Source organism: Luteibacter sp. 329MFSha (assembly GCF_900111665.1).
In the GTDB taxonomy this organism is placed as follows: Bacteria; Pseudomonadota; Gammaproteobacteria; order Xanthomonadales; family Rhodanobacteraceae; genus Luteibacter.
On sequence record NZ_FOJE01000001.1, the window covers coordinates 185,446 to 212,391 of the forward strand.

Consider the following 26,946-nt stretch of genomic DNA (forward strand, 5'->3'; position numbering starts at 1 on the left):
GCATGGTTACCTATGCCGACCAAGACAGGGGACCACCATGGATATCGCCGAACTCCTTGCCTTCTCCGTGAAGAACAAGGCCTCCGACCTGCACCTTTCCGCGGGTCTTCCGCCGATGATCCGTGTCGACGGCGACGTCCGGCGCATCAACATCCCGGCTCTGGAGCACAAGCAGGTCCACTCGCTGATCTACGACATCATGTCGGACAAGCAGCGTCGCGACTATGAGGAATTCCTTGAAGTCGACTTCTCCTTCGAGATCCCGGGCCTGGCGCGTTTCCGCGTCAACGCGTTCAACCACAACCGTGGCGCGGGCGGCGTGTTCCGTACCATTCCCTCGGAAGTGCTCACGCTGGAAGACCTGGCGGCGCCACGCATCTTCCGCGAGCTGATCGAGCAGCCGCAGGGCCTGATCCTCGTCACCGGCCCGACGGGTTCGGGCAAGTCGACGACGCTGGCGGCCATGGTCGACCACATCAACAAGAACGAATACGGCCACATCCTCACCGTCGAGGATCCGATCGAGTTCGTGCACACCTCGCAGAAGTGCCTGGTCAACCAGCGCGAAGTGCACCGCGACACCCATGGCTTCAACGAGGCCCTGCGTTCCGCGCTCCGCGAAGATCCCGATTACATCCTCGTGGGCGAGCTTCGCGACCTGGAGACCATCCGCCTCGCGCTCACCGCGGCGGAAACGGGACATCTGGTCTTCGGCACGCTGCACACGTCGTCGGCCGCCAAGACGATCGACCGCATCATCGACGTGTTCCCGGCGGGCGAGAAGCCCATGGTCCGCTCGATGCTCTCGGAATCGCTGCGCGCGGTGATCTCGCAGTCGCTGCTGAAGAAGGTGGGTGGTGGCCGCACGGCGGCGCACGAGATCATGGTCGGCATCCCCGCGATCCGTAACCTGATCCGCGAGGACAAGGTCGCCCAGATGTACTCGTCGATCCAGACGGGCCAGCAGCACGGCATGCAGACCCTGGACCAGAACCTCAGCGACCTGGTCAAGCGCGGCCTGATCTCCCGCCAGGAAGCCCTGATGTACGCCAAGAACAAGGAAGGGTTCCGCTGAGCCCGCCTTAACGTGAAGGCAGTCGCTGCACCCGCCCGCGTGGCGGGTATATGATCGCGGCACAGGGGACGCCGGCCCGGTCCGGCATGGGATACAGGCCATGAGCGACTTCGACTTCACTTCTTTCCTCAAGCTGATGGTGCACAAGCAGGCCTCCGACCTGTTCATCACCGCTGGCGTCGCGCCCTCGCTCAAGGTTCAGGGGCGCGTCGTGCCCATCACGCAGAGCCCTCTGTCCGCGCAGCAGTCGCGCGACATGGTGCTGAACGTGATGACGCCCGCCCAGCGCGAGGAGTTCGAAAAGACCCACGAATGCCAGTTCGCGATCAGCGCGTCGGGCATCGGGCGCTTCCGCGTATCGTGCTTCTACCAGCGCAACTGCGTCGGCATGGTCCTGCGCCGCATCGAGTCGAAGATCCCCACGCCCGAGGAACTCAGCCTGCCGCCGATCATCAAGCAGCTGGCGATGACCAAGCGCGGCATCATCATCTTCGTGGGTGGCACGGGCACCGGTAAGTCGACCTCGCTCGCGTCGATGATCGGTTACCGCAACCAGAATTCCACGGGTCACATCATCACGATCGAGGACCCGATCGAATACGTGCACAAGCACGAGGGCTGCATCATCACCCAGCGCGAGATCGGCATCGACACCGACAGCTGGGAGAACGCGCTGAAGAACACGCTGCGCCAGGCGCCCGACGTGATCATGATCGGCGAAGTGCGCACGCGCGAGACGATGGAGCACGCCATCAACTTCTCCGAAACGGGCCATTTGTGCCTGTGCACGCTGCACGCGAACAACGCCAACCAGGCGCTGGACCGCATCCTGCATTTCTTCCCGGAAGACCGTCGCCAGCAGCTCTTCATGGATCTGTCGCTGAACCTCAAGGGCATCGTGGCGCAGCAGCTGATCCCCACGCCCGACGGCAAGGCGCGCCGCGTCGCGGTGGAAGTGCTGCTGGGCACGCCGCTCGCGCAGGATTACATCCGTCAGGGCGAGATCCACAAGCTGAAGGAACTCATGCGCGATTCGAACCAGCTCGGCATGCGGACCTTCGACCAGAGCCTCGTGGAGCTGTATCACGCGGGCGAGATCTCCTACGAGGACGCGTTGCGCCACGCCGACAGTTCGAACGAAGTGCGCCTGCGCATCAAGCTGGCGCAGGGCGGCGACGCGCACACGCTGTCGCAGGGCCTCGAGGGCGTGGAGATCGACAAGACCACCGATCGCAACACCTTCGGCGGCATGCTGCACCGCTGACGCCGACGCGCCCAACCGATGTAGGAGCGGACCCGGCCGCGACAGCTTCTCGCCGCGGTTCTCGAGCTCACGCGCCTGCTCGCAGGGAGGGGCGAAGAGCTGTCGCGGCCGGGTCCGCTCCAACAAAAAAAGGGAGCCCGAGGGGCTCCCTTTCTCGTCCTGCGCTAAGCGACGCTTAGTTCGCGGCGGCAGCCGAGACGGTCAGGCCGCTGGCGTCCACGCTCTTCACGCCCTTGATCTTCTTGGCGATGGCTTCGGCGTGGCTCTTCTCCTTCGCCGTGGCGACCGTACCCGTGAGGGTCACGACGCCTTCGGTCGTGCTGACCGAGATATCGGTGGCCTTGACCGACTTGTTGGCGGCAAACTCGCTCTTCACCTTGGTGGTGATCCACGTATCGTCGGCCTTGCCGGCGACCGTCTGATTGTCGCCCTTGGACGCGGCGGCAGCGGAGTCCTGAGCATATGCCTGCGCGAACGGAACCGTGCCGAGACCGGCGACGAGGGCGGCGGCGAACAGGGCCTTGCGGAGGTTGGCGTTGATCATGATCGAACTCCTTCGTTACACGCTGAATGGGTCTGGCGATGGCGCCACGCTCTGTGGCTGCCGTATCGCGGGGCCAATGGAAACAGCGCATCCGTGAACGATTCGTGCCGGGAAATTTTCTCCGTTCAGGTAGGTCAAGAAGTCATGGGGCACGAAAAAAGGGGCACCCGAAGGCGCCCCTTTTTTCATGCGGTCTTGCGCGGATCGTTACTTGTATTCGACCGCGCCGGAGAGTACGAGACCCTTCTCTTCCATGTGCGATTCGCCGGAGACGCGCACGATGCGTGCGGCCTGTGCCTTCATGGCATCGAACTGCGCCTTCGAGCGCTCCGCCGCCATGGCCTGCGCCTGCTGGTCGTCCGGGGCGCCATCCGCACCCGCGGCTTCGGCCATCGACGCGGCGTACGACGTCGCCTTGTCGGCCATCACGTCGACCCAGGTGCGGTACATGTCGCCCGTGAGGTGCAGGCGGCTGAGACGGCCGGCATCGCCGACGGAACCCATGAGCATGTCGTCGAGCTTCGCATCCTCGCCTTCGCCCACGCCGATCACGATCGCCTGGCCGTTCATGGCCGCCCAGCCCGGCATGCCGAGCATCGCGGTGATGTTCTGGGGCAGGGGAGCGGGCTTGCCGTCGCCGGCGAGCTTGAAGTCGCCGCCGAGCATCGCCTGACCCATGGCGAGCAGGCCCGCCGGGTTGCGCGTGGCGAGCAGCACGCGGCCGGTGAACGACGGCAGCTGCTGGCCAGCGGCGGCCGGCTTGAACGAGTCGAGCGCGATACGCACGCCGCGGATGTCGCCGAACGGCGGAATCGCGGACTGCTGCATGGTGGAACCGAACTTCGCGAAGCTGTCGTTCATGCTCGCGAAGGCGGGGCATTCGAACGGCTTCGCCGCGACGGCTTCCGCCTGCGCGGTCGCGAAGGTGCGCAGCTGCTCCATCGGCAGCGCGATGCTGAGGTCGAACGGATCCTTCGCGTCCTGGCCCAGGCCCGGCAGCTCGACCTTGAGACCCGAGAAGGCCTTCGTGATGTCGTCGGCGAGGGCGATGTCGACGCGCTGTTCCTGGTGGTGGAGGTCGAGGCGCGTGTAGCCGAAGCTGATCGACGGCACGCGCGCGGCGATGCGCGACGCTTCCGGCACGCAGCTGGCGGGAAGCGGCGGAATGGGTTCGCCGGTCTTCGCCGACTGGTGCTTCAGGAAGGTGGAGAACAGGGGGTCCTTGCCGGCGGCCACGAGGGGCAGCAGGCGGACGAGGTCGAGCTGACCGACCACGTAGTCCTTGTAACCCTTCGCCTTGGCGAGGTCGGCGAGGCGGCCGTCGTCCTGCAGGCTCTTGTCCGGACGGTCGGCGCCGAGCGCCTGGCGGATCATCGGCTGCGCGGCATCGGCCGGGAGCAGCGACACGACGGCCTGCTTGCCGACCGTCGCGATGATCAGCTGCACGCCGGTGTCGCCGAGGGTCACGTGGCGATACGCCTGGCCGCCGGCGTCGGCGGCGTCCAGCTTCTTGCCATAGGCGGCTTCGAGGCGACCGAGGAAAGCGTCCCAGGCGGCCGTGTCGGCCAGCGCGACGCGCGCGACCGGGCTGAGGCCGAGGCCGTAGAACGCCGAGCCGGTCTTCACGTCGAGGCCCATGTTCTTCAGCGCCGCCTCGGCGGTCTTGCCGTCGAACTCGGCGGCGAAGGCACGCAGCAGGCGGGCGCCTTCGACGTTGCCCTTCGTTTCGAGATCCTGCGCGACCGACTTCATCTGGACCACCTGGCCCGGCAGCTCGCTGTTCGCCTGGGCGATCACCGCCTCGTAGGCGTCGTCGTCGAGCTTGTCGAGGTTGGCCAGCACGTACGGCGTGTCCGCCGGTACGAACGCCAGCGGGGCATCCTTGTCCTTGTGGCCGCAGGCCGCCAGCAGCACGCTGGCGAGGCCGAGCGCGATGAGTCGCTTGGTCGGTCGCATCTTGTATCCCGTTGAGTTGGTCCCTGGAGCGGCCATTATGCCGGATTGGACCGAGGGGCGCGGAAGTCCGATGCATATCGGCAAGGCGCCGGATGCCTTGCCCGCGCATGGGTAACGGGGGCGCTAGGGGGGGCACGGGGTCACGGAATCCTGTGCGTGCGACGATCCGCGGGGGCGCAGCGGGCGGTGAAACGACTCGGCAGGTGCGAAAAAATGCCCGATCGACAGCCCGGAACAATTCGACGGTTGCCGCGCCGCGAGCGCGGCAACCGGAAGCGGAGAGGTCAGCCTGACGTCGCCCTTATGCCTTCGTTCTCTTCGTGACCTCGAGATACTTGAGTTTTACCTCCGCGAAGGTGGTGAAACCGAGCCAGCGGATGTGCTTCAAAGGGTCCTTGTTCGCCGGCGGATGCTTGTCTCCGTACAGATGCTGCCAGCGTTTCTTCGCCTCCTCGCTCGGGGAAGTGCTGTTCGGCGTGGAGTCCGGCAGAGTCGCAGTCGCGGTCATCTCCGGGCCGTCCACGATGGTCACCGAATAGTAGTTGCCCTCGCCGTCGAGATAATCGACATAAGTCTCTTGAATGTTCGCCTGAAAGCCCACCGTCGCGACGACCACGTGCGAGTCGTCGACATTGAAGTCCTCGGTGAAAAAGACGAGAGCCTGATCGGTGTCGTCCCCGGACAAGATGACGAGGTAGTCCCCGTCCTTCTTCAGCTGGGTGTTGGCTTGAGGCTCAATGTAAACCGTCTCGCCTTCGTCGTTGGTAGCCGACCAGTAATTCCTGCCGTCGACCTGCTGGAAATTCTTGAACTCATGCCTTGCCATGATGGGTTCTCCCTGAATGAACGGCATCGTCCGTCGATGCCGGCGTGCGAATGCGACGCCTCGAACATCTTGCGCCGCCATCACGGCGCAAGCCATCCATCTTCGGTCGTAGGGCACGCTTGCGAGGGGATCGGGCTTTCAGTTGCATCGCGCGCAGGCCGCCGCGTTTGTGCATTCTTGCGAATCGTTGAAGGCCCTTCACGCTTTACCTGCTCAAGCCAACACACCGGCACCGCGTGTGCCGGATCGGCGTGCAGCGAGACCCTCGGACTTCGCACCACGGGTACCGAGACGATCGCGTCGCAGACGCGTATCAGGGTCGTTTTCCTTTATCGAGCATCGAAGGCTTCCGCTGCCCCCATCTTCTGTTCCGTCACGTCGATAACTGCGAACGAGAGGTCTTTTCCGGTTGGCAGGAGTCAAACATCTGATCGGGGGGCTCATGAGTCGTCGACCTACGACCGATGACCTATGGTCGACAACATCGGGCGAGCCGATGCTATTTGCGCCGATGCGATGGACGCATGTGCCATGCCAACCGGAATGCATCGAGCGATAACGGCTGAGGTTTCGGAGCGACGAGACAAACGGTGCGCCGACGCACGGCGCGTTCTTCAAGGAGTGACGATATGGCTACTTTCAGGATGAACGCCATGAATGGCGTGAAGGGTCAGTTCACCAACGGCGTCTACACCGAAACTGTCACAGAAGATGGGGCGTCGCTCAAATTCACGCTTACTCCGACGAAGGGACAATTCGGCGACGTCGGCGAATTCAAGGCGGGAACCACGGCTCCGTACGAAAGCCTCACCTTTCTGCACTATAGCGCCGACTGCTTCACCCTCGAATTCAGCGACCCTACGACCGGCGAGAGCAAGCCGATTACGGGAGCGGTCACCTTTGTTTATATTCCGACCGGCGGTTCCAGCATTGGAGAAGCCGCCGGGGGCATCTCAGTCGATCGCAAGGTGGGCGAGAACATTTCGAAAATCAAGGTTGATGCTTACATACCCAGGGACGAGAGCATCGTCGACATTCTTTCCATCATCGTGCAAGAACTCTGAGGCTGCCGACGTGCTCCCCGCCAGGCCCGGATGGTCACGAACTGTGCGCGTTCATGGGCGTTCGGGTCCGCGTTATGTGCGCGAGGATTGCCGTCATGCAAAGCCGGGGGGCGGCGGCAATCCCTCTCACGCGCGCGGGCGCGAGCAAAACCTTGGTCGCCCGGAGCTACCAGGTAGCATTTGGCGTCCTCAGAGTTCTTCGACGACGATCGCAAGGATGTCGTAAATGTCCTTGACCGTGCGAGATTGGGTCTGAACCGCAAGTCATGTCGCGGCGGGTGCGTGGGTCGCCTCACGTCGCGATCCGCGCGACCCGCATTGCCGCGCAAGCGGGCGCATCATGCCATGGAAGGCGACATGCACATTCATTTTTTCGAAGCCGGACGGTTCGCCATCGAAGGTGGCCGCGCGATACATCGGGGTGAGCCCGGTTTCACGATCACGGTCGACGAGGTCGGCGAGCCACAGGCCGTCTGGGACGTCGCGGTGCCGGCATCGGGTCCACCGGTTCTGCGTGCCATTCGGCACAGCCTTTGGGCGTTCGACCTCGCGTTCGACGAACCGGTCGAAGACGCCGCGCTGACCTACCTCGCGGACACGCGCCATCAGTTGTACTGGACCGACGAGCGCGGCACGGTGCACCCGCAGGAGGTAGGGCCCTCCGACCTCACGGGTTTCCGCACGGCGCGATGGGCGGTGGGCGGAACGCGCGTGGCGAGCCTGCGCTGCGAATTTCCACTGCGGTCGCCCGCGATCGTGTGCCTGCGCAGCGTGGAGGTGCCGGCGGCGTCGGACCGCGGCTGGGTGGGGCGAGCGTCCCAGTGGGTGCGCGGCATGGCGGCGACGCCGGCACCCGCCAGACCCTACACGCCGCGCCCCGCGATGTACCTCGACCTGACCGACGATCTCCTCGTGAACGCCGAAGGCTCGAGGGCGGTGGTCGTGTCGGAAGGGCTTCGCGTCGACATGGTCGTCGACCGTCCGGGCCCTCGCGGTACGCAGGTCATCGTGCCCGCGTTCGGCGACGGGGCGACGTTCCTTCGGCTCGAGAGCGAAGGCATGCAATCGTTCGCCCTCGACTTCGCCGACCCCGTCTCGACGGTCGAACTGGAATACGCGACGACGTTGCCGCACCGACTGGAATGGACGTACGCCAACGAGTCGTTCATCGAGTGCGAAGACGTGGGCGCCGAGTCGTTGACGGGCATGCGCGTGGCACGACGTGACGCCGGCGACGTCCGCATCCGCCGATTGCGCTGCGTCTACGAGAACGCCCGCGCGGACGTCGCGCTTCTGAAGTCGCTGACGGTCAGGCCATGGGCGAATGCGCGCGGGGAAGGCGATGTCTATATCCCCTGGACGCTTTCGCCCTGGCGCGGCGCCGGTTAGCGCCCCATCACTTCCGCCAGCACCGCCATGCGCACGAACACGCCGTTGCCGACCTGTTCGAGGATCCGCGACTGGGCGCCGTCGGCGACTTCCGGCGCGATCTCGATGCCCCGGTTGATGGGGCCCGGATGCATCACCAGGCAGCCTTTTTCCGCGAGCGCGAGGCGGCGGGTGCAGAGACCGAAACGGTCGAAGTAGGCCGCTTCGTCCGGTAGGTCGGTCGCGGCCATGCGCTCCTTCTGCAGGCGGAGCATGATCACCACGTGCGCGCCCTTGATCGCTTCGTCGAAGTCCTCGTGGTAGCTGACGTTGGAAAGCTCGCTTTCCGCCGGAAGCAGGGCCGATGGGCCGACGATGCGGATGTCCTTCGCACCGAGCGCGCTGAACGCGTGCACGTCGGAACGCGCGACGCGGGAGTGCCGCACGTCGCCGCAGATGACGATGCGCAGCTTGCGGAAATCGGGATGGTGGTTGCGGATCGTCAGCGCGTCGAGCAGGCCCTGCGTCGGATGCGCACGATTACCGTCACCCGCGTTCACCACCGAGACGCCGCTCATGGCGTGCTTGACCAGCGACTCCGGCGTACCGGATTCCTTGTGCCGCACGACGATCGTGTCGAGGTGCATGGCTTCGAGCGTGTGCAGCGTGTCGAAGAGTTCCTCGCCCTTCGCGGTCGACGAGAAACCGATGTCGAAGTTGACGACGTCCGCGCCGAGGCGACGGGCGGCCAGCTCGAACGACGTGCGCGTGCGCGTCGACGGTTCGAAGAACAGGTTCAGCACCGTGCGGCCCGCGAGCAGGTCGAGCTTGCGCGTTCCGTGGGCGGTCGCGTCGCGCATGCTGTTGGCGCGGTCGAGCAGGCGCTCGATCGCTTCGCGCGGCAGGTTTTCGAGGGTGGTCAGATGGCGCAGGCGTTGTGACATGACGTCCTCAAACGGAAGGGAACGGTTCGGATTCGGATGCGATGCGGGGGACGATACACGGAACGCGCGGAATCACGATACGAGGTAGCTTTCCAGGATGACGGCCGCGGCTTCGGCGTCGATCGACTTCGCGTCGGAGCGCTTGCGCGTACCCGCCGCGCGACCCGCCGCGAAACGCCGTGCGGCTTCCTGGGAGCTCATGCGCTCGTCGGCGAACGCCACCGGCAGGGCGTAACGCGCGCCGATGCTCTCGGCGAAGCGTCGCGCCGTCTTCGTCATCGGCTGTTCCTTCCCCTCGTTGTCCAGCGGCAGGCCGACGACGAGTTCGGCCGGCAACCATTCGCGGCGAAGGGTGTCGAGTGCCTGCCAGTCGGGCTGGCCGTCGCGCACGGGTATGGCGGCGAGCGCACGGGCGGTGCCCGTGAGGCGATTGCCGACGGCGACGCCCACGATCTTCGTGCCGACATCGAACCCGAACAGGCAGCTCATGGTGCCGGCGGCGTCAGGCGTGGCCGGCGTAGCCGGTCAACTGCGACGGGTCGCGCACGCCCATCTTCTTCGTCGCGGCGAACCAGCGCTCTTCGAGCGGGGTGTCGAAGACGATGCGCTCGTCGGCACGCGTCGTGAGCCAGGCGTTGTCCATCACTTCCTGCTCGAGCTGACCGGCCTCCCAGCCCGCGTACCCGAGCGTGACGATGGCGCGTCGCGGGCCTTCGCCCTTGGCCATGGCCACGAGGATGTCCCGCGACGTGGTGACGGACCAGTCTTCGTTGACGCGATAGCTGGAATCCCAGTGTCCCGGCTCGCGATGGAGCACGAAGCCGCGCTCCTGCTGCACGGGTCCGCCGATCAGGACGGGGTTGTCGGCGATCTCCGGATCGTCGCAGGGAAGCTTCATCTGGGCGAGGACGTCGCCGAGGCGGTATTCCGAGATCTGGTTGATCAGGAGGCCGACCGCGCCGTCTTCGCCGTGCTGGCAGAGAAAGGCGACACCGCGGGCGAAAGGCGGCTCCGCGAGCGAGGGCATCGCGATCAGGAATTGGCCGGCGAAGGTGTTGGCGAACGTCATGGCCGCATTGTAGCCGCTCCCGCCGTCTGTCGTACGCGAACGTTCAGCCGGCGATGCTTACCGTGTGGACCGGATTACAGGAGGAAAGCCGATGAGGAAGCGCATGTTTGCAAAGGGTTTTGTCGTCGCGGCGATGGCATTTTCGGGCGCGGCCCTGGCCTCGTCGCCGGACGCCTGGAAGGACTACAACCAACGGCTGACGCGCGCCTGCGTGGCGGCGAGCGGGCTGAAGGACGTCAAGCCGGTCGGCGGCCCGATCCAGTACGACGATCGCGTGCCGGTGACCGCGCTGGTACTGGCCGGCCGATACCCGCAGAAGCACATGAACAACCGGCCCGGCCGCGAGCTCTGCGTCTGGGATCGCAAGGCGAACAAGGCCTACGTGAGCGAGGCCGATCAGCTGCTGCCCCGTTGAGGGCCCAATTCCCGGAAAATGAAAATGCTGTTGTGGGAGCGCGCTTGCGCGCGAAGGGTGCTCGCGGCAAGCACCCTTCGCGCGCAAGCGCGCTCCCACAGAAGATCCGGCTTCTCGAGGAACCGCGGCCCTAGTAATTACGCAGCACATTGCCCGGCAGGAACTGCCACGTGCGCGTGATGTAGAGCTCGTCCACCCGGGTCTTGTCCGGTGGGAGCGCGGGGAAGGGCGCCGCGAGGCGCACGATTCGCTGCGCGGCGTCGTCCAGCAGCTTGTGGCCGGAGCTCTTGATGACGTCCATGCTCTTGATCGAGCCGTCGCGGTTGAGCCCGACGGTGAGCACCAGTTCGCCGTAGACGCCCTGGCGGCGCGCCTCGTCGGGGTAGTTGAGGTTGCCCACGCGCTCCACGCGACCGACCCAGCCTTTCATGTAGGCGGCGTAGACGTATTCGCGCGTGTTCGAGGAGATGAATTTCTTCGTCGGGCGCTTCGCGTACGCCTGCGACTGCTCCCGTACCTCGGCGGCGAGCCGCGCCATTTCCTCGCGCCGCTGCACCTCCTCGTCGGAGACCGGGAGGGGGCGCTCCTTCCGTTCGCTGTCCTTGCGCGACGTGTCGACCGCGAAGGCGGTCTCGCCGGAGGTCGTCAGCAGCTGTTCCGGCACCGCCTCACGGGGTGCCGGCGCCTGGGCTTCCTTCGGCTCGGCCGCACCCTTCGCCTCCGGCGTCGGCAACAGGCCGGAGACCTGCTCGGAGGGGCGCGCCGCCTTTTCCTGGTCCCCACCGCCCGCGTTGTTCGCCTGCGCCAGGAAATCGGCCTTGTCCGGCGCCTCCTGGTTCGCGACGTCCACGAGCGTCACGTCCAGCGTGGGCACGGCGGGACGCGGCTTCTCCATCTCGAAGGTGATGCCGAGGATGACGACGCCATGCAGGAGCAGGGAGAACAGCAGGGTCGCGCCGAACAGGTCGGCGCCGGTGGTGCGGGTCGTCATCGGGCCTCGATCGCGTCGAACAGCAGCCCCGCGATGTTAATGCCGAACCGCGCGTCGAGTTCGCGGACCCCCGTCGGAGATGTGACGTTGATCTCGGTCAGGTAATCGCCGATGACGTCGAGGCCGACGAAACGCAGGCCGCGGCGCACCAGCTCCGGGCCGACCTGGGCGGCGATCCAGCGGTCGCGGTCGGAGAGGGGAATGCCCTCGCCCTTGCCGCCGGCGGCGAGGTTGCCGCGGAACTCGTCCCCCTGCGGAATGCGCGCGAGCGCATACGGCACGGGCTCGCCGTCGATCAGCAGGATCCGCTTGTCGCCGGAGGTGATCTCGGGGATGTATTTCTGGGCGATGGTGAAGGCGTGCCCGCCGTCCAGGAGGGTTTCCAGCATCGAATTGAGGTTGCTGTCCCCAGCGGCCACCTTGAAGATGCCGCGGCCGCCCATGCCGTCCAGCGGCTTGAGCACCGCCTGGCCGTGCTCGGCGACGAAGGCCTTGAGCTCGGCGCGGTCGCGGGACACCAGGGTCGGCACGATGCACTGCGGGAAGTCGAGCGCGAAGAGCTTCTCGTTGCAGTCGCGCAGGGAGCGCGGATCGTTCACCACGTTGCAGCCGGCACGCTGGGCGCGCTCCAGCACCATGGTGTCGTAGACGAACTGCGGATCGACCGGCGGGTCCTTGCGGGCCAGCACGATGTCGACCTCCGCCAGCGGGCGCCACTGGGGCTCTCCCAGGGTGAACCAGCCCGAAGGGTCTTCCTTCACGGTGAGCGGGCGCAGGCGCGCCCAGGCCTCGCCGCCACGCAGCGCCAGATCGCCCTGTTCCATGTAGAGAAGGGCGTGGCCCCGGCGGGAGGCCTCCAGCAGCATGGCGAACGTGGTGTCCTTGGCGATCTTGATGGCGCGGATGGGGTCCATCAGGACGGCGACGGAAAGCGGCATGGGGCGGGTCCCGAAAGGCAGGAAAGGGGTCAAGTCTAGTGAAGGCGGGGCCCGTTCGGGAATGTGAAGGCGGCCTTTAAGAACAATTCATCTTGACGGGACAGGGGCCAACCATTAAACAGCGAACGGGAGGAACGCCAAAGAGCGTGCCGCCGGGACGTCGCCGTCCCGGACATCGACCTGGCGCACGGAACGACCGGTGCAAAACCGGCTATCCTGCGAGGGGATTTGCGGTTTTTTGTGCGTGGTGACGGGGGCGTAGTGAACGAAAACGGACGCGGTAACGACCTGGCCGGCTTGCGGGTCATGGTCATCGACGATTCGAAAACCATCCGACGCACGGCGGAAACGTTGCTGAAGAAGGAAGGCTGCGACGTGCTCACCGCGGTCGACGGCTTCGAGGCGCTGGCCAAGATTTCCGACCAGAAGCCGAACATCATCTTCGTCGACATCATGATGCCGAGGCTGGACGGCTACCAGACCTGCGCGCTGATCAAGAACAACGCCCACTTCCGCGGAACGCCCGTGATCATGCTGTCCTCGAAGGACGGCCTGTTCGACAAGGCGCGCGGGCGCATCGTCGGCGCGGAGCAGTACCTGACCAAGCCCTTCACCCGCGACGAACTCCTCGGCGCGATCCATCGTTACGCGAAGGCGAGCTGACCTTCATCACGGCTTCAAGGCGTCCAGGGGGACGTGTGGCAAATATTCTCATCATCGACGACTCGCCCACCGACGTCCGCGTGTTCACCACGTTGCTCGAGAAGGCGGGTTTCTCCGTTGCGAGCGTGGACAACGCCGAGGCCGGCATCGACCGCATCCGCGCGGCCAAGCCCGACCTCGTGATCATGGACGTCATCATGCCCGGCATGAACGGCTTCCAGGCCACCCGAACGCTGAGCCGCGATCCGGCGACGGCGGACGTGCCCGTGGTCATGATCACCACCAAATCCATGGAAACGGACCGCGTGTGGGGTCTGCGGCAGGGTGCGAAAGCCTTCATCACCAAGCCGGTGAACGAGAAGGAACTGCTCGCCACCATCGCCAACCTCCTGCCGAACAAGACGCACTGAGGCGGCCATGAGCGAGATCGCGACCCTTTCGCCTTTCGAGCTGCTGGCCCGTTACGAGCGCGCGTGTCTCGCCCATTCGGCCGACGCGCCGGAGCGCGTCGAATCGCTCGGCCTGTGGCGTGGCATCGGTTTCCGCGTCGGACGCCGCGCGTTCGTCAGCGGCATCGAGGAGATCAACGAACTGCTGGCCGTCCCTCCGCTGACCAACGTGCCGGGCACGCAGCCCTGGCTGATGGGCGTGGCGAACGTCCGCGGCAACCTGGTGCCGGCGATCGATCTGGGTCGGTTCCTCTTCGACGAGCGGACGCCTTCGTCGGAGCGCACCCGCCTGCTGCTGGTGCGCCAGCACGGCGGCACGGTCGGACTGCTCGTGGACGAGGTGTTCGGCCAGCGTACGATGGACGACGAGCAGCGCGGCACCGGCGAGGACGAGCGCGATCCGCGTCTGGCGCGTTTCGTCACCGGCAATGTCCAGCTGGGCGAGCAGGCGTTCGGATTGTTCAGCATGAGCCGTCTGGTTCGTGCGCCGGATTTCCGGCAGGCGGCGCTGTAAGGCGTCTCCAGGGGGAAGGGGAGCGGTCGTCCGGCCGGTCCCCTCACAGGATGGGCGCGGCGGTCAGGGCCGTCCGCGCGATGGGAACGGAGGGGCGGTCGTTACGACCGTTTCGTCATGCCGGCGACCTCGTCGAGGCGACGGCGGCTGGTTTTGCCAGGTTTGGATGAGGTGGATATGAGCACGACAGCAGGCGGCGCAGGCCGGGAACGTGGCTACACGATCGTCATCGTGTTCCTGCTCCTGGCGATCGGTTTGGCGTCGGTCGACTTCTGGTGGCTGAACAACAAGAACGGCGAGGATCGCGAAGCCATCGCGCTGACGACCCAGGTGCAGGTGCTTTCGCAGCAGACCGCGAAGTACGCCCTCGAGGCGTCCGACGGCAACCGCGATTCCTTCCGCGAACTGTCGGCCACGCGCAATACCATCGATTCGGCCGTGCAGCGCCTGGTCAAGGGCGACGAGAAGAGCGGCATGCCCGCCTACGCCGACGACAACGCCACCCAGTCCGGCCGCGCGATCGGCGCGCTCGCCAACGCCTGGCACCAGCTCGATGCCGACATCGGCAAGATCCTCTCGAACAAGGACCTCGTGCTGTCCTCGGGCGAACGCGCGGACCTGTTCTCCCGGCAGATGCCGCTGCTCAACGCCCGCACCGACGAGGTGCTCAACATCGTCCAGCAGAAGAACGCCTCGGTGGAGCAGACCTTCACCATCGCGCGCTGGATGCTCATGGCCGACCGCATGATCCGCCGCGTGCAGGAGATCCTGCAGGGCGGCGACGGTGCGCAGTCCGCGGCCGACGGTCTCTCGCGCGACGCGCAGCTGTACGGCGCGGTGCTCAAGGGCCTCGTGGACGGCAATCCGGATGGCGGCGTGCGCGCGATCAGCGACGCGAACGCCCGCAAGATTCTCGAAGGCATGCAGACGTCGTGGGGCGACCTGGTCGATCCCGTCGGTCAGCTGGTCGCCGCCTCGCCGAACCTGCAGGACGTGAAGCGCGCGGGTAACCAGGCCTCCCTCGACTCGCAGACGGTGCTGCTGCGCGCGAACGAGTCCGCCGACCAGATCGCCAAGCTGCCGCTGACCCGCCTGTTCCCCAACGTGTGGTGGGGCCTGCTCGGCGCCATCGGCGCGGTCCTCTTCGCGCTGCTGCTCGTCTACAACCTCGTGCGCGACCAGCGCCGCCGCTTCGAGACCACCTCGGAACTGAACCAGCGTAACCAGACCGCGATCATGCGGTTGCTGGACGAGATGGGCACGCTCGCCGAAGGCGACCTGACCATCAAGGCCACCGTGACGGAAGACATCACGGGCGCCATCGCGGACGCCATGAACTCCGCCGTGGACGAGATGCGCAACCTCGTCACCACCATCAACGAGACGGCCGTGCGCGTCTCCGCGGCGGCCCAGGAAACGCAGGCGACCGCCATGCACCTCGCCGACGCGGCGGAACAGCAGGCGCAGCAGATCACCTCCGCGACGTCCGCGATCAACCAGATCGCGACCTCGATGGACACGGTGTCGAAGGATTCGGCCGAGTCGGCCGACGTGGCGCAGCGCTCGGTGCAGATCGCGTCGCGCGGCGCGGAAGTGGTGCGCGAGACGATCCAGGGCATGGACTCGATTCGCGACCAGATTCAGGAGACCTCCAAGCGAATCAAGCGCCTCGGCGAATCGTCGCAGGAGATCGGCTCGATCGTGGAACTCATCAACGACATCGCCGAGCAGACGAACATCCTCGCCCTGAACGCGGCCATCCAGGCCGCGTCGGCGGGTGAGGCGGGTCGCGGCTTCGCGGTCGTCGCGGACGAAGTGCAGCGCCTCGCCGAACGTTCGGCGAGCGCGACCAAGCGAATCGAAACGCTGGTGCAGACGATTCAGTCCGATACCAACGAGGCGGTCAGCTCGATGGAACAGACCACCGCGGAAGTGGTGGCCGGTGCCCGTCTCGCGGAAGACGCGGGTACGGCGCTGGGCGATATCGAACGCGTTTCGAACGATCTTTCGGCGCTGATTCAGAACATCTCGGCCGCCGCGCGCCAACAGTCGGCCGCGGCGACGGATACGTCGGCCACCATGAACGTCATCCAGGAGATCACGTCGCAGACGTCGCTCGGCGCGAGCCAGACGGCCGAATCGATCGGCAACCTGGCCCAGCTCGCGAACGACCTGCGCCTTTCCGTCGCGAACTTCAAGCTGCCGGGCTGATGCGGTGAGACTTCAAGACCACAACGATTTCACCACGCTGCACTGGGTCAAGGCCGAGCTCGACGACGCCCTGTCCAAGGCACGCCAGGCCCTCGAGTCGTACGTCGAGGACTCTCGCGACGCCTACGTCATGCACACCTGCGCCGCGGATCTTCACCAGGTCCACGGCACCTTGCGCATGGTGGAGCTCTACGGCGCCGCGATGGTCGTGGGCGAAATGGAGCAGCTGGTCGCCGCGCTGATCGACGATCGCGTGGCCCATCGCGACGACGCCTATGCCGCGCTGATGCGCGGCATGATGCAGATGCCCGATTACCTGGAGCGCCTGCAGAGCGGTCACCGCGACGTGCCGATCGTGCTGCTGCCGTTGCTCAACGACCTCCGCGCGAGCCGTGGCGAGCAATCGCTGCACGAGTCCGCGCTGTTCACGCCGAACCTCGACACGCTCTTGCCGCCCGCCGCGCCGGGCGCGAGCGATCCCGCGATGGCCGAGGCCAACCGCGCCGAGGTCGCCGAGCTACGCGTGCGCTTCCAGCAGCAGTTGCTGGCCTGGTTCCGCGGGCAGGGCAACGAGCGACAGCTTCTCGGCATGCGGGCCACGCTCGACAGCCTGGCCGCGCGTTGCTACACGATCGCCGGCCGCCGCCTGTGGTGGATCGCCGCCGGCGTGCTCGAAGGCCTCGAGCGTGGCGTGCTGCGGGCCCATGAAAAGGACGTGCGCCAGCTGATCGGCCGCGTCGACCGCGTCATCCGCGAACTCGTGGATGGCGGCGAGGAAGCGTTGCTCAGCGGCGATTCCGACGAGCTGGCGCGCAAGCTCCTGTACTACGTCGCCCAGGCCAAGCCGGGCAGCGAGCGCATCGAGGAGCTGCGCCAGACCTATCGTCTGGACGGACTGCTGCCCCAGGCGGCGGAAGTGGAACACGCGCGTGGCTCGATGTCGGGCCACAACCGCGCGCTGCTCGACACCGTGTCGGCCGCCATCAAGGACGACCTGCTGCGCGTGAAGGAAGCGCTCGACCTGTTCCTGCGTCGCCCCGACGGCGATCCGGCCCAGCTCGGCCAGCAGACCGACGTGCTCGACCGCGTCGGCGACACCCTGGGCATGCTGGCGCTCGGCGTGCCGCGCCGCGTGGTGGGCGAGCAGCGCCGGATCCTCGGCGAGATCGCCACGGGCGCGCGCGCACCGGACGAGGAATCGTTGCTCGACGTCGCCGGCGCGCTGCTCTATGTCGAAGCGTCGCTCGACGACCACATCGAACGCCTGGGCGCCGAAGGCGAACAGGTTTCCGCCGCGGACCTCGGCCCGTCGCCGCTGCCGCGCAGCGAGGCGCGCCACATCCTTTCGACGCTGATGCGCGAGGCGACGGCCAACACCTCGAAGGTGAAGGACGCGATCGTCGGCTTTGTCGAATCGTCCTGGGACCACGAGCAGCTGGCCGGAACGCCCGAACTGATGGCGGAGATCGGCGGCGCGATGCGCATGCTCGGCGCCGGCCGCCCCGCGGAACTGGCGGACGGTATCGGCCTGTTCATCCACCGCGAGCTCCTCGGCGACCGGCGCGTGCCCAACGGCACGCAGATGGATCGCCTGGCGGACGCGCTCGCGGCGCTGGAGTATTACCTCGAGGCGGCGCGCGAGCACCGCGGCGGCCTCGAGCACATCCTCGACGTCACGCAGCAGAGCCTCGCCGAGCTGGGTTACTGGCCGGTGCCGGTCGACGCGCAGTCGGCGCACGACGAAGCCGGTGACGAACTCGGCCGGATCGCGCTCGACGACATCGAAGCGGAAGCCATCGCGCACATCGTGCTGCCGTCGACGAGCGTCGACGCGGGCGAGACGGTGTCGAGCTTCGCCGACAGTTTCGACCTCGTCGACGAACCGCCCACCGAGGCGGAGATCGCCGCGGCTCATCCGGAAGCGCCCGCCGTCGCGGACGAGGACGACTGGGTCGAGATCGAGGAAGAGATCGAGCAGGAAGTGGGTGGAACCGGCATGGCCGAGTTCGCCGGTTTCCAGATCACGGTCGACGGCATCGACGACGAGATCCGCGAGATCTTCCTGGAGGAAACCGAGGAGGAGATCGGCAACCTGCGTACGGGCCTGGCGAACTGGCTGGTCGAGCCGGAGCGCAACGACGCGCTCGTGCCGATCCGCCGCTCGTTCCATACGCTGAAGGGTTCCGGCCGCCTGGTCGGCGCCCGTCTTCTGGGCGAATTCGCCTGGAAGGTCGAGAACATGCTCAATCGCGTGCTCGACGGCACCATCGGCGCGCACGACGGCGTGCAGGCGCTGGTGCGTCACGCTGTCGACGCCTTGCCGCAACTCAAGGCGGCGCTGGAAGGCGACGCGACGCCGGCGGCACCGATCGCCGCGATCATGGAGACCGCCGATCGACTCGCCATGGGCGACACCGCCTACGTCGAGGACATCGCGCGTCATTCCATCCATCGCGTCCGCAGCAAGGTGAAGCGTCGCGTTCCGCGCGACACGATCGCCGCCGTGCCGGTCGCGGGTTTCGCGGCCTATGGCCAGGCGCCGGTCGAAACCCCCGTCGAGTCGACAGCGGAAGCGTCCGTCGAGCCGGAGCCGGTGGAAGCGTTCCAGGCCCCGGAAGCGGTGGCCGCCGAACCGGCGTTCAACGCGCCTTCGCTGCCCCCGGTCGATGCCGTCCTGCTCGACATCCTGCGCACGGAAGTCGGGCAGTACCTCAATGTCATCCGCGCGCACCTCGCGCGCGCCGGCGAGGAAGCGCTCCCGGTCGACGACGGCCTGCTGCGCGCCGTGCACACGCTGCATGGCGCCATCGGCATGGTCGACATCCCGGTCCTGATCCAGGTGCTCGCGCCGCTGGAGGGTCTGGTCAAGCGCGTGCGCGCCACGGGTCTCCCGCTCGGCGCCGACGGCGTGGCCGCGCTCACGGAAGCCGCCGACCTCGTCGACCACGTCATGGCGCTGTTCGACGAGCCCGATCCGCGTGTTCCCGACGTCTCCGGGCTCGCCGCGCGTATCGCGTCGTTGCGCGACGAACAACCGGAAGCGACGGTCGCGCACATCCTCTACGAGGCGGACCCGGTCCTGGCGGAAGAGGACGCCGAGGCGGACCTCGCGCTCGACGAGCCGGTCGTATCGTCGGTGGAAGTCGACGAAGCGGACGCCTGGCTGCCGGAAGACCAGCCCGAGCCGGCCGCGCCGACGCTCGACGAGGCGCTGCTCGAAGACGAGCTTGCCGACGAGGCGATCGAGTCCGCGCCTGTCGAAGCGGAACCCGAGGAGGAACCGTTCGACGAGCTGCCGGTCGTCGACGTGGGGTCGTTCGAACCGTCGCAGTCGGCGGACGACCTGACCGCCGAACTCATGGCGTCGATCGAGCGCTTCGAGGTCGAAAAGCCCGAGGGCGAGGTCAAGCCGATCCTCACCTACGACGCGAACGAAGAAGCGGCCTGGCGCGCGCTGGTCGGCGACATCGAAGGCACGACCCCCGTCGTGCCGCACGACGAGCCCCTGCCGCAGCCGATGTCGCACGACGGCGAGGTGCTGCACACGGACGACGGCATGGTCGAGCCGCGCGTCGACGCGGAAGCGATCGACGAGACGGTGTCCGAGGAGGAGGGTTTCCTGGCCGACGAGCTGATCGCCGCGGACATGGCATCCACCGACGATGCGGCGGCGCTGGACGAGCCCTCGTTCCTGGAAGACACCGCGGCCGACGCGGAGCCCGCCTTCGAATCCGTCGCCGAGGTGACGCCCGAGGCCGAGCCCGAGTTCGAGCCCGAGTTCGAGCCCGAAGTCGAGGCGGAGCGGGTCGATGGGGCACCCGTCGTCATCGAAGACCAGTCGCACGAAGCCGTCGCCGAGCCGGTGCACACGCCGATCGACGAACCCGCGCCGGCACTGGTTCCCGAACTGTCGCCGTACGCGGACATCGACACGGACCTGCTCGAGGTCTTCATCGAGGAAGGCCGCGAGATCCTCGATCACGCGGACGCGTCGCTCGCGTCGTGGCGCGCGGAGCCCGAGCAGGCCGAGCACGTCACCGCGCTGCAGCGCGATCTGCACACGCTCAAGGGCAGCGCACGCATGGCGGGCATGGCCGCGGTGGGCGACCTGTCGCACGCCATGGAGGCCCTGCTCGACGCCGTCGCCGGTGGTCAGCGCGAGAGCGATCGCGCCGCCATCGAGGCGATGGAGGTCGGCTTCGACCGCCTGCACGGCATGATCCAGAGCATCGCGCAGGGCAGGGCGATCGGCCTCGTCGACGCGGACATCGAGCCGTTCGCGCGTCTGGCGGGTGCGCCCATCGCGCCGGACACCCTCACCGCGGAGGCGTACCGCGAGGAACGCGAGGCCGCCGTCATGGTGCCGGCCCCCGCGTACGAAGCCACGCCCGAGCCGGAACCGCCGGTGCTCGACCGCGAGCTGCCGGACCTGCTGCCGGAGTTCGAGGAAGAAGAAATCCAGCGCGCGTCGCAGGAGCAGATCCGCGTCCGCGCGGACATGCTCGACACGCTCGTGAACCATGCGGGTGAAGTCTCGATCTACCGCTCCCGCCTGGAGCAGCAGACCGCGAGCTTCCGCTCGGCACTCACCGAGCACGAGCAGACGGTCAGCCGCCTGCGCAGCCAGCTGCGCATGCTGGAGATCGAAACGGAAGCGCAGATCATCGCGCGCTACCACCAGGAGCATCGCGACACCGGCGTGACGAGCTTCGATCCGCTCGAACTCGATCGCTTCTCGCAGCTCCAGCAGTACTCGCGCGCGCTGGCCGAATCGGTCTCCGATCTCGTGTCGCTGCAGACGATCCTCGACGAGCTGACCCGTCAGTCCGAGAACCTCCTGCTCCAGCAGCAGAAGGTCAACGCGGAACTGCAGGAAGGCCTCATGCAGACGCGCATGCTGCCGTTCGACGCGATGGTGCCGAACCTTCGCCGCACGCTGCGCCAGGCCGCCTCGGACGTGGGCAAGCGCGCCCAGCTCGTGGTGGAGGGCGCCAACGGCGAAATGGACCGCAACATGCTCGACCGCATCAAGGCGCCGTTCGAGCACATGCTGCGCAACGCCGTCGCGCATGGCATCGAAACCCCGGACGCCCGCGAGGCCGCGGGCAAGAACGCCGAAGGTACCGTCCGCATCCAGGTGGCACGCGAGGCGACCGAGGTCGTCGTGCGCCTCTCGGACGACGGTGCGGGCATGGATCGCGACGCGATCCGCGCCAAGGCGATCGAACGCGGCCTGCTGCGTCCGGACGCCCGCGTTTCCGACGACCAGATCTTCCAGCTCACGCAGGTGCCCGGCTTCTCCACGGCGGAGAAGGTCACCCAGGTGGCGGGCCGTGGCGTCGGCATGGACGTCGTGGCCAACGAGATCAAGCAGCTCGGCGGCACGCTCGCGATCGAATCGCAGAAGGGCGAGGGCACCACGTTCGTGATGCGCCTGCCGTTCACGCTCGCCGTGACGCAGGCCCTGATCGTCCGCATCGGCGAGACGAACTACGCGATCCCGATGACGTCGGTCCACGGCGTGGCGCGCGTCGAACCGAACGAACTCGCCCATCGCATGGCGGACGAGTCGCCGTCGTTCGATTATGTCGGCGAGGAATACGCGATCCACGACCTGCCGCAGCTGCTCGGCGTGCATGTGATCTCGTCGCCGGACGAAGGGGACATCCCGCTCCTGCTCGCCCGCTCCGGCGACCTGCGCGCCGCGATCCGCGTCGACGCCGTGCTGGGTTCGCGCGAAATCGTCGTCAAGCCGGTGGGTCCGCAGGTCAGCTCGGTGCCGGGCGTGCTCGGCGCGACGATCATGGGCGACGGCTCGGTGCTGATGATTCTCGACCTCGCGCCGCTGGTGCGCCATGGCGTCGCCCGCCGCGCGTTCGAGGCCGAGGCGCAGGTGCCGCATGCGCCGCGTGCCCAGGACGAGGTCCGCGTGAAACCGCTGGTGATGGTGGTCGACGACTCCATCACGATGCGCAAGGTCACCGGCCGAGTGCTGGAGCGCCACGAGTTCGAGGTGATGACGGCGAAGGACGGCGTGGACGCGCTCGAGAAGCTCAATGAACGCGTGCCCGACCTGATGCTGCTCGACATCGAGATGCCGCGAATGGACGGCTACGAACTCGCGACGCAGATGAAGGCCGACGAACGGCTGGCCGGCGTGCCGATCATCATGATCACGTCGCGCACCGGCGACAAGCATCGCCAGCGCGCGTTCGACATCGGCGTGGATCGCTACATCGGCAAGCCGTATCAGGAGAACGACCTCATCGTGCAGATCAACGACGTGCTCGGAGTCCACCATGGTTGACCGGCAGGCGACGGTCGCGCTGCTCTTCGACGATGAAGGACTGTCCGCCCACCTGCGCGAGGCGCTCGTCGCGCAGGGCGCCCGCATCGTCTACGAGTCCGACCTCAAGTCGTTCGCCCCGGCGGAGCTCGTCGGCTCGTCGGCGGACGTCGTCGTGGTCGACCTCGACGATCCCGGCGACGACGATCTCGATCGCCTCTACGACACCGTGGAAGGAGGCCACCCGCGCCTCGTCTTCAACGACGCCGATGCCAGCCGCCAGCTGCAGGGATGGGATCGTGCCCGCTGGGCGCGGCACCTCGCGGCCAAGCTCGTGGGCGAGATCGCGCTCGATCCGCCCCGGCCCGACGACGCGCGCGCCATCGAGCCGCGCGTGAGCGCGATCGCCGGCATCGCGGCGCCGTCCGAAGAGCTCCTGGCCGAGCCGCTGGTCGACGATCTCGCGATCACCGGCAGCCACGGCTACCCCGACGCGCCGGCGCCGGCGCCGGCGCCGGTCGACGCGGCCGCCGATGTCGCGTTCGACGAGGTCTCCGGCATCGAGGCCGACCGCATGGACGACCTGGACTTCTCCACGCCGCTCGATGTCGTGGACGACGAAGGGCAGGGTGCGGATCCCACCGAACTCGCCGCCGAACTCGAGGCGTTGCTGGCCGACACCGGTTCCGGCCCGATCGGCGGCGACGACATCGAGTCCATCGCTTCGTCGCCGGTCGAGCTGACGGAACTGGCGTCGCTCGATCTGTCCGGTTTCGAGGTCGTCGAAGACGAGCCGTTGGCGGCCGCGCCGGTCGAGCGCGAATTCGACGTGAGCCGCTTCAGCCTCGCGTCGATCGAAGAATCGGCACCGCCGCCGACCGACGCCGCGCTGCCGACCCTCGACATCGAATCCCGTGCGACCGAATACGTGCCGCCGCCGGTCCCCGAGTGGGACCTGGTCGACCACGACGCCGTGGTCGTGCAGCCGGTCGATCGCGCCCCACCGGCCGAGTTCGGCATCGAGACCTTGAGTGCCGCCGAGTTCCTCGCGCAGGATGTCGTCGACGACGGAACGCACGGGCTCGAGGCCGGACTCTCGCTCGAACTGGTATCGATGGAGGAGGCGGTCGCGCCCCCCACCGACGGTGCCTTCTCGCACGAAATGTTTCTCGAAGGTGCCTCGCGCGCCGTGCGCCGGGTGGTCGTGGTCGGCGGCACGCACGAGAGCGAAGCCTCCATCGCGAGTTTCCTGGCGGCGTTGCCCTCCCGGGTGCCCGCCGTGCTGATCGTCGCGGCCCACCATCACGGCGATGCCGACGCGCTCGCCGCGCGGCTCGGTCGCGGCCGTGTCGCCACCGATCGCAGTCACGTGAACCACGGCGACTGCCTCGTCGTGCCGCGCGGTTCGCATGTCCAGGTCCGTCGCGACGGCAGCGTCACCCTCCACGACGATGGCAGCTCCGCTAACGCGACTGGCCCTTCGATCGACGGCATCCTGAGCACCCTCGCGGGTGGCTTCGGCGCCGATGCCCTGGCGATCGTGTTCGCCGGACAGGGCAACGACGCGGTCGCCGGCGCGCAGGCCGTGTACGACGGCGGTGGCCGCGTTTGGGTCGAGACCGTGCCGCCCGAGTTCGAGGCTGGGCACATGGTCACCGGCATTCGCGAAGAGCGGGTGGCCGGGTTCGCCGGGGACGCACGTGCCCTGGCGCAGAAACTGATCGAGGAATTCCCATGAGCGAGCCGTTACCGCGCGAGATCCGCTGCGTCCTGATTCCCAGCGGCGGCGTGCGCCTCCTGCTGCCCAACGCCGCGGTGGCCGAAGTGATCACGCTGGCCGGCGTCGAGCCGGTGGCGGACGCGCCCTCGTGGCTACTCGGGCGCATCGCCTGGCGCGGCTGGAGCATTCCGCTCGTCAGCTTCGACCACGTCGCCAGCCTGCCGGAGGACGCCCCCGCGCAGGCATCGCGCGTCGCCGTGCTGAAGTCCGTGAGCGAGCACGCAGAGCTTCCCTACATCGCGGTCCTCACCCATGGCTTCCCGCGCCTGACGACGCTCAACGCCGAACTGCTCCTGCCCACCCACAACGGGCACGAGCTGCCGTTCGGCGTACGCGCCCGCGTCCTCGTGCGCGACGACACGGCGATCATCCCGGACCTGGAAGAGCTCGAGACCACGCTCGTCGGCATGCTCGCGGAAGCCTGATCGCGTCCCCACCGTTGAAGCGCACCTGGGCGCGAAAAAACGCCGTCAACCGCCGGCAGAACGCACCGCGAAGTACACGTTCCTGTCATCGACATGCGCTTCGGCGAGCGCGTCGTGCTCGGCGAGGAGCGACTCCATGCGTTCCTTGGCGCACTCCGCCACGGTGGTCGCCACGGCATCGCCGACATTGACCGACAGCTGGTGCAACACGTGGGCGAAGAGGAGCAGCGCCACCGCTTCCACGTAAAGGGTGTCCGAAAGGTCGCGTGCCGTCCGGTAGCGCGACGCGGCGGCAAGCTCGGATTCCGGTAGCTGTTCGCGTTCCACCGCGTTGATGAATTGCCGCGTAGCCGCTTCGCTCGCGCCGCTCGCGGCCGAGAAGATGGGGTGAACCCATGAGTCGAGGCCCACGGCTTCCGCCCGCGTGACGAACGACGGCCATTCGGGCGCCTGGGCGTACCAGGGCGACCGGCGGCAGAGGTCGTCCAGTCGCCTGAGGCACGGACCTGGCTGGGTGTCTTCGGGAAAGGCGCGCTTCCAATGGGCGAGCCGCTCCCGCTCGGCATCCAGCTGATGGCGTATCAGCGCCTCCAGACGGCTGCCCTCCGGATCGCAGAACACATAGGTCGCGTCCACCGCGAGGCGAATGCCTTCCTTCGCCAGGATCATCGCGCCGAAGTCGCGTCCCTGCTCGAGGTCCGAGATCGCCGCCGCGTGCAGATCGCTCAGCGCGGTGACTCCGTACACCGACTGCTGCAGCGCCGCCGTGCCGGTCAGCACCTGCAGATGGGCGACACCGTGCGCGAGTTCATCCGCCGTCGTCCGCATCGCGGGAAGGTGACGGCGCAGCGCCGTCAGTTCGGCGGTGCGCACGTCGTATCGGGCCATGCGCTTGGCGCTCTCGTCGCGTCCGAACAATGGCCACCTCATCGCGTCGGCCCCTGCCGGCCGAGCTGGGCGGTCTGCGCGATGTACTGGTCGATTGCCTGCTGTTGTTGGTCGACCTGCTGGATCTGGCGGACCGAATGCTCCGGCTCGGGGGATGGCTTTTTCAGATCGATGACCGTCGGCACCGCGAGCCAGCTCTTGCCGTGGAACTCGATCGTCATCGCCTCTTCATTGAGATAAACCCGGTCGAGGTTCCCGGCCGTGATGCCGTTCTCATGACACGCCGCGGTGAACTGCATGAGTCGCTTCGGCCCCGCGTCGGGAACGCGTTCCTGCAGGGCGCTGTACAGCGCCCGCGTCTCGTCACCGAGGTGACCGACGCCGTGGGGCGACACCGGCGCGCGCTGCTGTTCGCCCAGAATGTTCCATGGTGCCGACAGGTCGAGCGGAACGCCGGGCGGAAGGTCGTCCAGCGGGCGATGCTGCAGATCAAGCATGTAGCTGTGCGCGAAAACCGCGCCCGGCTCATTGCGTTCCTTGTCCCAGAAGTTGCCGATGCCGTGCGCCGCCGCGGTCGAGACGGCCTCGCCAATGGGAAAGAGGCTGCCCTCCTTGTGCCGCGGATAGTCGCTCTGGTCCATGTAGAACTTGTCGGAGCCGATATGTCCCGCAAACTTGGACACTGGATCATGAAACATGCGGTGATTGACCACGCGAGTTCTCGCTGAATCGACGTCGAGGGGCTGGGTTCTGCCGAGTGCAGCCGCCATGGCTTCCGCACCGTAGGCGTTGAACGTTTCCGCTCGGATACCGGCAGCCTCGGGAAGGCTGGCTTGCAGCTGGGCAAGCGCCCCGCCGAGAGAATGGCCGGTAATGCTGATGTGGCCCTTCGGAATATGGTTTTGCTCCGCGTAGTCCAGCGCCCATCGCATGGTTCTCGCGGCCTCCGGCCACTGCGTGGGCGCACCCATCATGCCCATGCCAAGGTCGGCGATAAGGTCGTGAACATTTGTTGGATCTGTGCCCTTGTTTACGACGACGAGCTGCCCGGTCGCAACGTCCTGCACCACCATGCCGCGATAGTTTGTGGAGGACAGCGGCGAAATGTAGCGAACCCTGAACTCGCGCGTATCGCTTCGGAGCTTGCTACCAACATCTAGCGGCTCGTAGATCGTCTGCGACAAAAATGCATATTGGTCGGAGGAGAATGTCATATCCGATTCCTTGGATGGTTGTGGTTGCTGATGGTTGCTGTTCACTGGTGTCGGCGATGGAA

22 protein-coding genes are annotated in these 26,946 nt (G+C 67.0%); 12 read left to right on the plus strand and 10 right to left on the minus strand.

Annotated features, from left to right (window positions below):
• Positions 1-37: 37 nt before the first annotated feature.
• Both BMW54_RS00845 and BMW54_RS00850 read left to right on the plus strand, forming a co-directional pair.
• On the plus strand, positions 38-1,075 hold the full coding sequence (locus BMW54_RS00845) for a type IV pilus twitching motility protein PilT (RefSeq protein WP_090052157.1): 1,038 nt from the start codon (positions 38-40) through the stop codon (positions 1,073-1,075).
• A 100-nt stretch (positions 1,076-1,175) separates the two neighbouring features.
• The gene (locus tag BMW54_RS00850; RefSeq protein WP_090052159.1) at positions 1,176-2,339 is read left to right on the plus strand and encodes a PilT/PilU family type 4a pilus ATPase; all 1,164 of its coding nucleotides are present in this window, start codon (positions 1,176-1,178) and stop codon (positions 2,337-2,339) included.
• A 175-nt stretch (positions 2,340-2,514) separates the two neighbouring features.
• Here BMW54_RS00850 and BMW54_RS00855 read toward each other — a convergent pair whose 3' ends face one another.
• The 3 genes from BMW54_RS00855 to BMW54_RS00865 all read right to left on the minus strand — a co-directional run bounded on the left by BMW54_RS00855 (position 2,515) and on the right by BMW54_RS00865 (position 5,665).
• Positions 2,515-2,883 carry a BON domain-containing protein gene (locus BMW54_RS00855; protein ID WP_090052160.1) on the minus strand — a complete coding sequence of 123 codons (369 nt, stop codon included), beginning with the start codon at positions 2,881-2,883 and terminating at the stop codon, positions 2,515-2,517.
• A gap of 207 nt (positions 2,884-3,090) precedes the next feature.
• Entirely contained in the window at positions 3,091-4,839 is a 1,749-nt protein-coding gene (locus BMW54_RS00860; protein ID WP_090052162.1) for a hypothetical protein, read from the minus strand.
• 301 nt (positions 4,840-5,140) lie between these two features.
• On the minus strand, positions 5,141-5,665 hold the full coding sequence (locus BMW54_RS00865) for a hypothetical protein (RefSeq protein ID WP_139205999.1): 525 nt from the start codon (positions 5,663-5,665) through the stop codon (positions 5,141-5,143).
• Positions 5,666-6,318: 653 nt separating this feature from the next.
• Here BMW54_RS00865 and BMW54_RS00870 point away from each other — a divergent pair.
• Together BMW54_RS00870 and BMW54_RS00875 are read left to right on the plus strand one after the other, a co-directional pair.
• The gene (locus BMW54_RS00870; RefSeq protein ID WP_139206000.1) at positions 6,319-6,729 is read left to right on the plus strand and encodes a hypothetical protein; all 411 of its coding nucleotides are present in this window, start codon (positions 6,319-6,321) and stop codon (positions 6,727-6,729) included.
• Positions 6,730-7,086: 357 nt separating this feature from the next.
• On the plus strand, positions 7,087-8,118 hold the full coding sequence (locus BMW54_RS00875; RefSeq protein ID WP_090052169.1) for a hypothetical protein: 1,032 nt from the start codon (positions 7,087-7,089) through the stop codon (positions 8,116-8,118).
• On the opposite strand, the gene BMW54_RS00880 is transcribed toward BMW54_RS00875, so the two are convergent.
• The 3 genes from BMW54_RS00880 to BMW54_RS00890 form a co-directional block, all read right to left on the minus strand.
• The gene (locus BMW54_RS00880) at positions 8,115-9,041 is read right to left on the minus strand and encodes an aspartate carbamoyltransferase catalytic subunit (RefSeq protein WP_090052170.1); all 927 of its coding nucleotides are present in this window, start codon (positions 9,039-9,041) and stop codon (positions 8,115-8,117) included. The two genes, BMW54_RS00875 and BMW54_RS00880, sit on opposite strands and share 4 nt — an antisense overlap.
• 72 nt (positions 9,042-9,113) lie before the next feature.
• The gene (gene ruvX, locus BMW54_RS00885) at positions 9,114-9,530 is read right to left on the minus strand and encodes a Holliday junction resolvase RuvX (RefSeq protein WP_090052171.1); all 417 of its coding nucleotides are present in this window, start codon (positions 9,528-9,530) and stop codon (positions 9,114-9,116) included.
• 13 nt (positions 9,531-9,543) lie between these two features.
• Positions 9,544-10,110 carry a YqgE/AlgH family protein gene (locus BMW54_RS00890; RefSeq protein WP_090052172.1) on the minus strand — a complete coding sequence of 189 codons (567 nt, stop codon included), beginning with the start codon at positions 10,108-10,110 and terminating at the stop codon, positions 9,544-9,546.
• A 103-nt stretch (positions 10,111-10,213) separates the two neighbouring features.
• On the opposite strand from BMW54_RS00890, the gene BMW54_RS00895 reads away from it, so the two are divergent.
• Positions 10,214-10,525 (plus strand): hypothetical protein, encoded by a 312-nt coding sequence (locus BMW54_RS00895; RefSeq protein ID WP_090055552.1) that lies wholly within the window; start codon positions 10,214-10,216, stop codon positions 10,523-10,525.
• A 130-nt stretch (positions 10,526-10,655) separates the two neighbouring features.
• Here the strand turns inward: BMW54_RS00895 and BMW54_RS00900 are convergent, their stop codons facing one another.
• On the minus strand, positions 10,656-11,516 hold the full coding sequence (locus tag BMW54_RS00900; RefSeq protein ID WP_090052174.1) for an energy transducer TonB: 861 nt from the start codon (positions 11,514-11,516) through the stop codon (positions 10,656-10,658).
• Positions 11,513-12,454 carry a glutathione synthase gene (gene gshB / locus BMW54_RS00905; protein WP_090052175.1) on the minus strand — a complete coding sequence of 314 codons (942 nt, stop codon included), beginning with the start codon at positions 12,452-12,454 and terminating at the stop codon, positions 11,513-11,515. Before gshB ends, BMW54_RS00900 begins: the two co-directional genes overlap by 4 nt.
• A gap of 261 nt (positions 12,455-12,715) precedes the next feature.
• Here gshB and pilG point away from each other — a divergent pair, with 261 nt between their 5' ends.
• From pilG to BMW54_RS00940, 7 genes are all read left to right on the plus strand, one after another.
• Positions 12,716-13,117, plus strand: coding sequence for a twitching motility response regulator PilG (pilG, locus tag BMW54_RS00910; RefSeq protein WP_304441822.1), 402 nt, complete (start codon positions 12,716-12,718; stop codon positions 13,115-13,117).
• Between the two features lie 35 nt (positions 13,118-13,152).
• Positions 13,153-13,527 (plus strand): response regulator, encoded by a 375-nt coding sequence (locus BMW54_RS00915; RefSeq protein WP_090052176.1) that lies wholly within the window; start codon positions 13,153-13,155, stop codon positions 13,525-13,527.
• Between the two features lie 7 nt (positions 13,528-13,534).
• Positions 13,535-14,080 (plus strand): chemotaxis protein CheW, encoded by a 546-nt coding sequence (locus BMW54_RS00920; RefSeq protein ID WP_090052177.1) that lies wholly within the window; start codon positions 13,535-13,537, stop codon positions 14,078-14,080.
• A gap of 177 nt (positions 14,081-14,257) precedes the next feature.
• A complete protein-coding gene (locus BMW54_RS00925; protein WP_090052178.1) occupies positions 14,258-16,291 on the plus strand; it encodes a methyl-accepting chemotaxis protein in 2,034 nt (677 codons plus the stop codon).
• 4 nt (positions 16,292-16,295) lie between these two features.
• A complete protein-coding gene (locus BMW54_RS00930; protein WP_090052179.1) occupies positions 16,296-22,598 on the plus strand; it encodes an Hpt domain-containing protein in 6,303 nt (2,100 codons plus the stop codon).
• On the plus strand, positions 22,591-24,315 hold the full coding sequence (locus BMW54_RS00935) for a chemotaxis protein CheB (protein WP_090052180.1): 1,725 nt from the start codon (positions 22,591-22,593) through the stop codon (positions 24,313-24,315). The genes BMW54_RS00930 and BMW54_RS00935 overlap by 8 nt, the downstream gene beginning before the upstream one ends.
• The gene (locus tag BMW54_RS00940) at positions 24,312-24,782 is read left to right on the plus strand and encodes a chemotaxis protein CheW (protein ID WP_090052182.1); all 471 of its coding nucleotides are present in this window, start codon (positions 24,312-24,314) and stop codon (positions 24,780-24,782) included. Before BMW54_RS00935 ends, BMW54_RS00940 begins: the two co-directional genes overlap by 4 nt.
• Before the next feature lie 45 nt (positions 24,783-24,827).
• Here BMW54_RS00940 and BMW54_RS00945 read toward each other — a convergent pair whose 3' ends face one another.
• Positions 24,828-25,712, minus strand: coding sequence for a hypothetical protein (locus BMW54_RS00945; protein ID WP_139206001.1), 885 nt, complete (start codon positions 25,710-25,712; stop codon positions 24,828-24,830).
• The gene (locus BMW54_RS00950) at positions 25,709-26,884 is read right to left on the minus strand and encodes a Tle-like phospholipase domain-containing protein (protein ID WP_090052185.1); all 1,176 of its coding nucleotides are present in this window, start codon (positions 26,882-26,884) and stop codon (positions 25,709-25,711) included. Before BMW54_RS00950 ends, BMW54_RS00945 begins: the two co-directional genes overlap by 4 nt.
• Between the last annotated feature and the right edge of the window lie 62 nt (positions 26,885-26,946).

Excerpts from the sequence above, each read along its gene's own strand:
- BMW54_RS00845 (WP_090052157.1), top strand. The coding sequence starts at position 38 with ATGGATATCGCCGAACTCCTTGCCTTCTCCGTGAAGAACAAGGCCTCC.
- BMW54_RS00850 (WP_090052159.1), top strand. The coding sequence starts at position 1,176 with ATGAGCGACTTCGACTTCACTTCTTTCCTCAAGCTGATGGTGCACAAG.
- BMW54_RS00855 (WP_090052160.1), bottom strand. The coding sequence starts at position 2,883 with ATGATCAACGCCAACCTCCGCAAGGCCCTGTTCGCCGCCGCCCTCGTC.
- BMW54_RS00860 (WP_090052162.1), bottom strand. The coding sequence starts at position 4,839 with ATGCGACCGACCAAGCGACTCATCGCGCTCGGCCTCGCCAGCGTGCTG.
- BMW54_RS00865 (WP_139205999.1), bottom strand. The coding sequence starts at position 5,665 with ATGGCAAGGCATGAGTTCAAGAATTTCCAGCAGGTCGACGGCAGGAAT.
- BMW54_RS00870 (WP_139206000.1), top strand. The coding sequence starts at position 6,319 with ATGAATGGCGTGAAGGGTCAGTTCACCAACGGCGTCTACACCGAAACT.
- BMW54_RS00875 (WP_090052169.1), top strand. The coding sequence starts at position 7,087 with ATGCACATTCATTTTTTCGAAGCCGGACGGTTCGCCATCGAAGGTGGC.
- BMW54_RS00880 (WP_090052170.1), bottom strand. The coding sequence starts at position 9,041 with ATGTCACAACGCCTGCGCCATCTGACCACCCTCGAAAACCTGCCGCGC.
- ruvX (WP_090052171.1), bottom strand. The coding sequence starts at position 9,530 with ATGAGCTGCCTGTTCGGGTTCGATGTCGGCACGAAGATCGTGGGCGTC.
- BMW54_RS00890 (WP_090052172.1), bottom strand. The coding sequence starts at position 10,110 with ATGACGTTCGCCAACACCTTCGCCGGCCAATTCCTGATCGCGATGCCC.
- BMW54_RS00895 (WP_090055552.1), top strand. The coding sequence starts at position 10,214 with ATGTTTGCAAAGGGTTTTGTCGTCGCGGCGATGGCATTTTCGGGCGCG.
- BMW54_RS00900 (WP_090052174.1), bottom strand. The coding sequence starts at position 11,516 with ATGACGACCCGCACCACCGGCGCCGACCTGTTCGGCGCGACCCTGCTG.
- gshB (WP_090052175.1), bottom strand. The coding sequence starts at position 12,454 with ATGCCGCTTTCCGTCGCCGTCCTGATGGACCCCATCCGCGCCATCAAG.
- BMW54_RS00920 (WP_090052177.1), top strand. The coding sequence starts at position 13,535 with ATGAGCGAGATCGCGACCCTTTCGCCTTTCGAGCTGCTGGCCCGTTAC.
- BMW54_RS00925 (WP_090052178.1), top strand. The coding sequence starts at position 14,258 with ATGAGCACGACAGCAGGCGGCGCAGGCCGGGAACGTGGCTACACGATC.
- BMW54_RS00935 (WP_090052180.1), top strand. The coding sequence starts at position 22,591 with ATGGTTGACCGGCAGGCGACGGTCGCGCTGCTCTTCGACGATGAAGGA.
- BMW54_RS00940 (WP_090052182.1), top strand. The coding sequence starts at position 24,312 with ATGAGCGAGCCGTTACCGCGCGAGATCCGCTGCGTCCTGATTCCCAGC.
- BMW54_RS00945 (WP_139206001.1), bottom strand. The coding sequence starts at position 25,712 with ATGAGGTGGCCATTGTTCGGACGCGACGAGAGCGCCAAGCGCATGGCC.
- BMW54_RS00950 (WP_090052185.1), bottom strand. The coding sequence starts at position 26,884 with ATGACATTCTCCTCCGACCAATATGCATTTTTGTCGCAGACGATCTAC.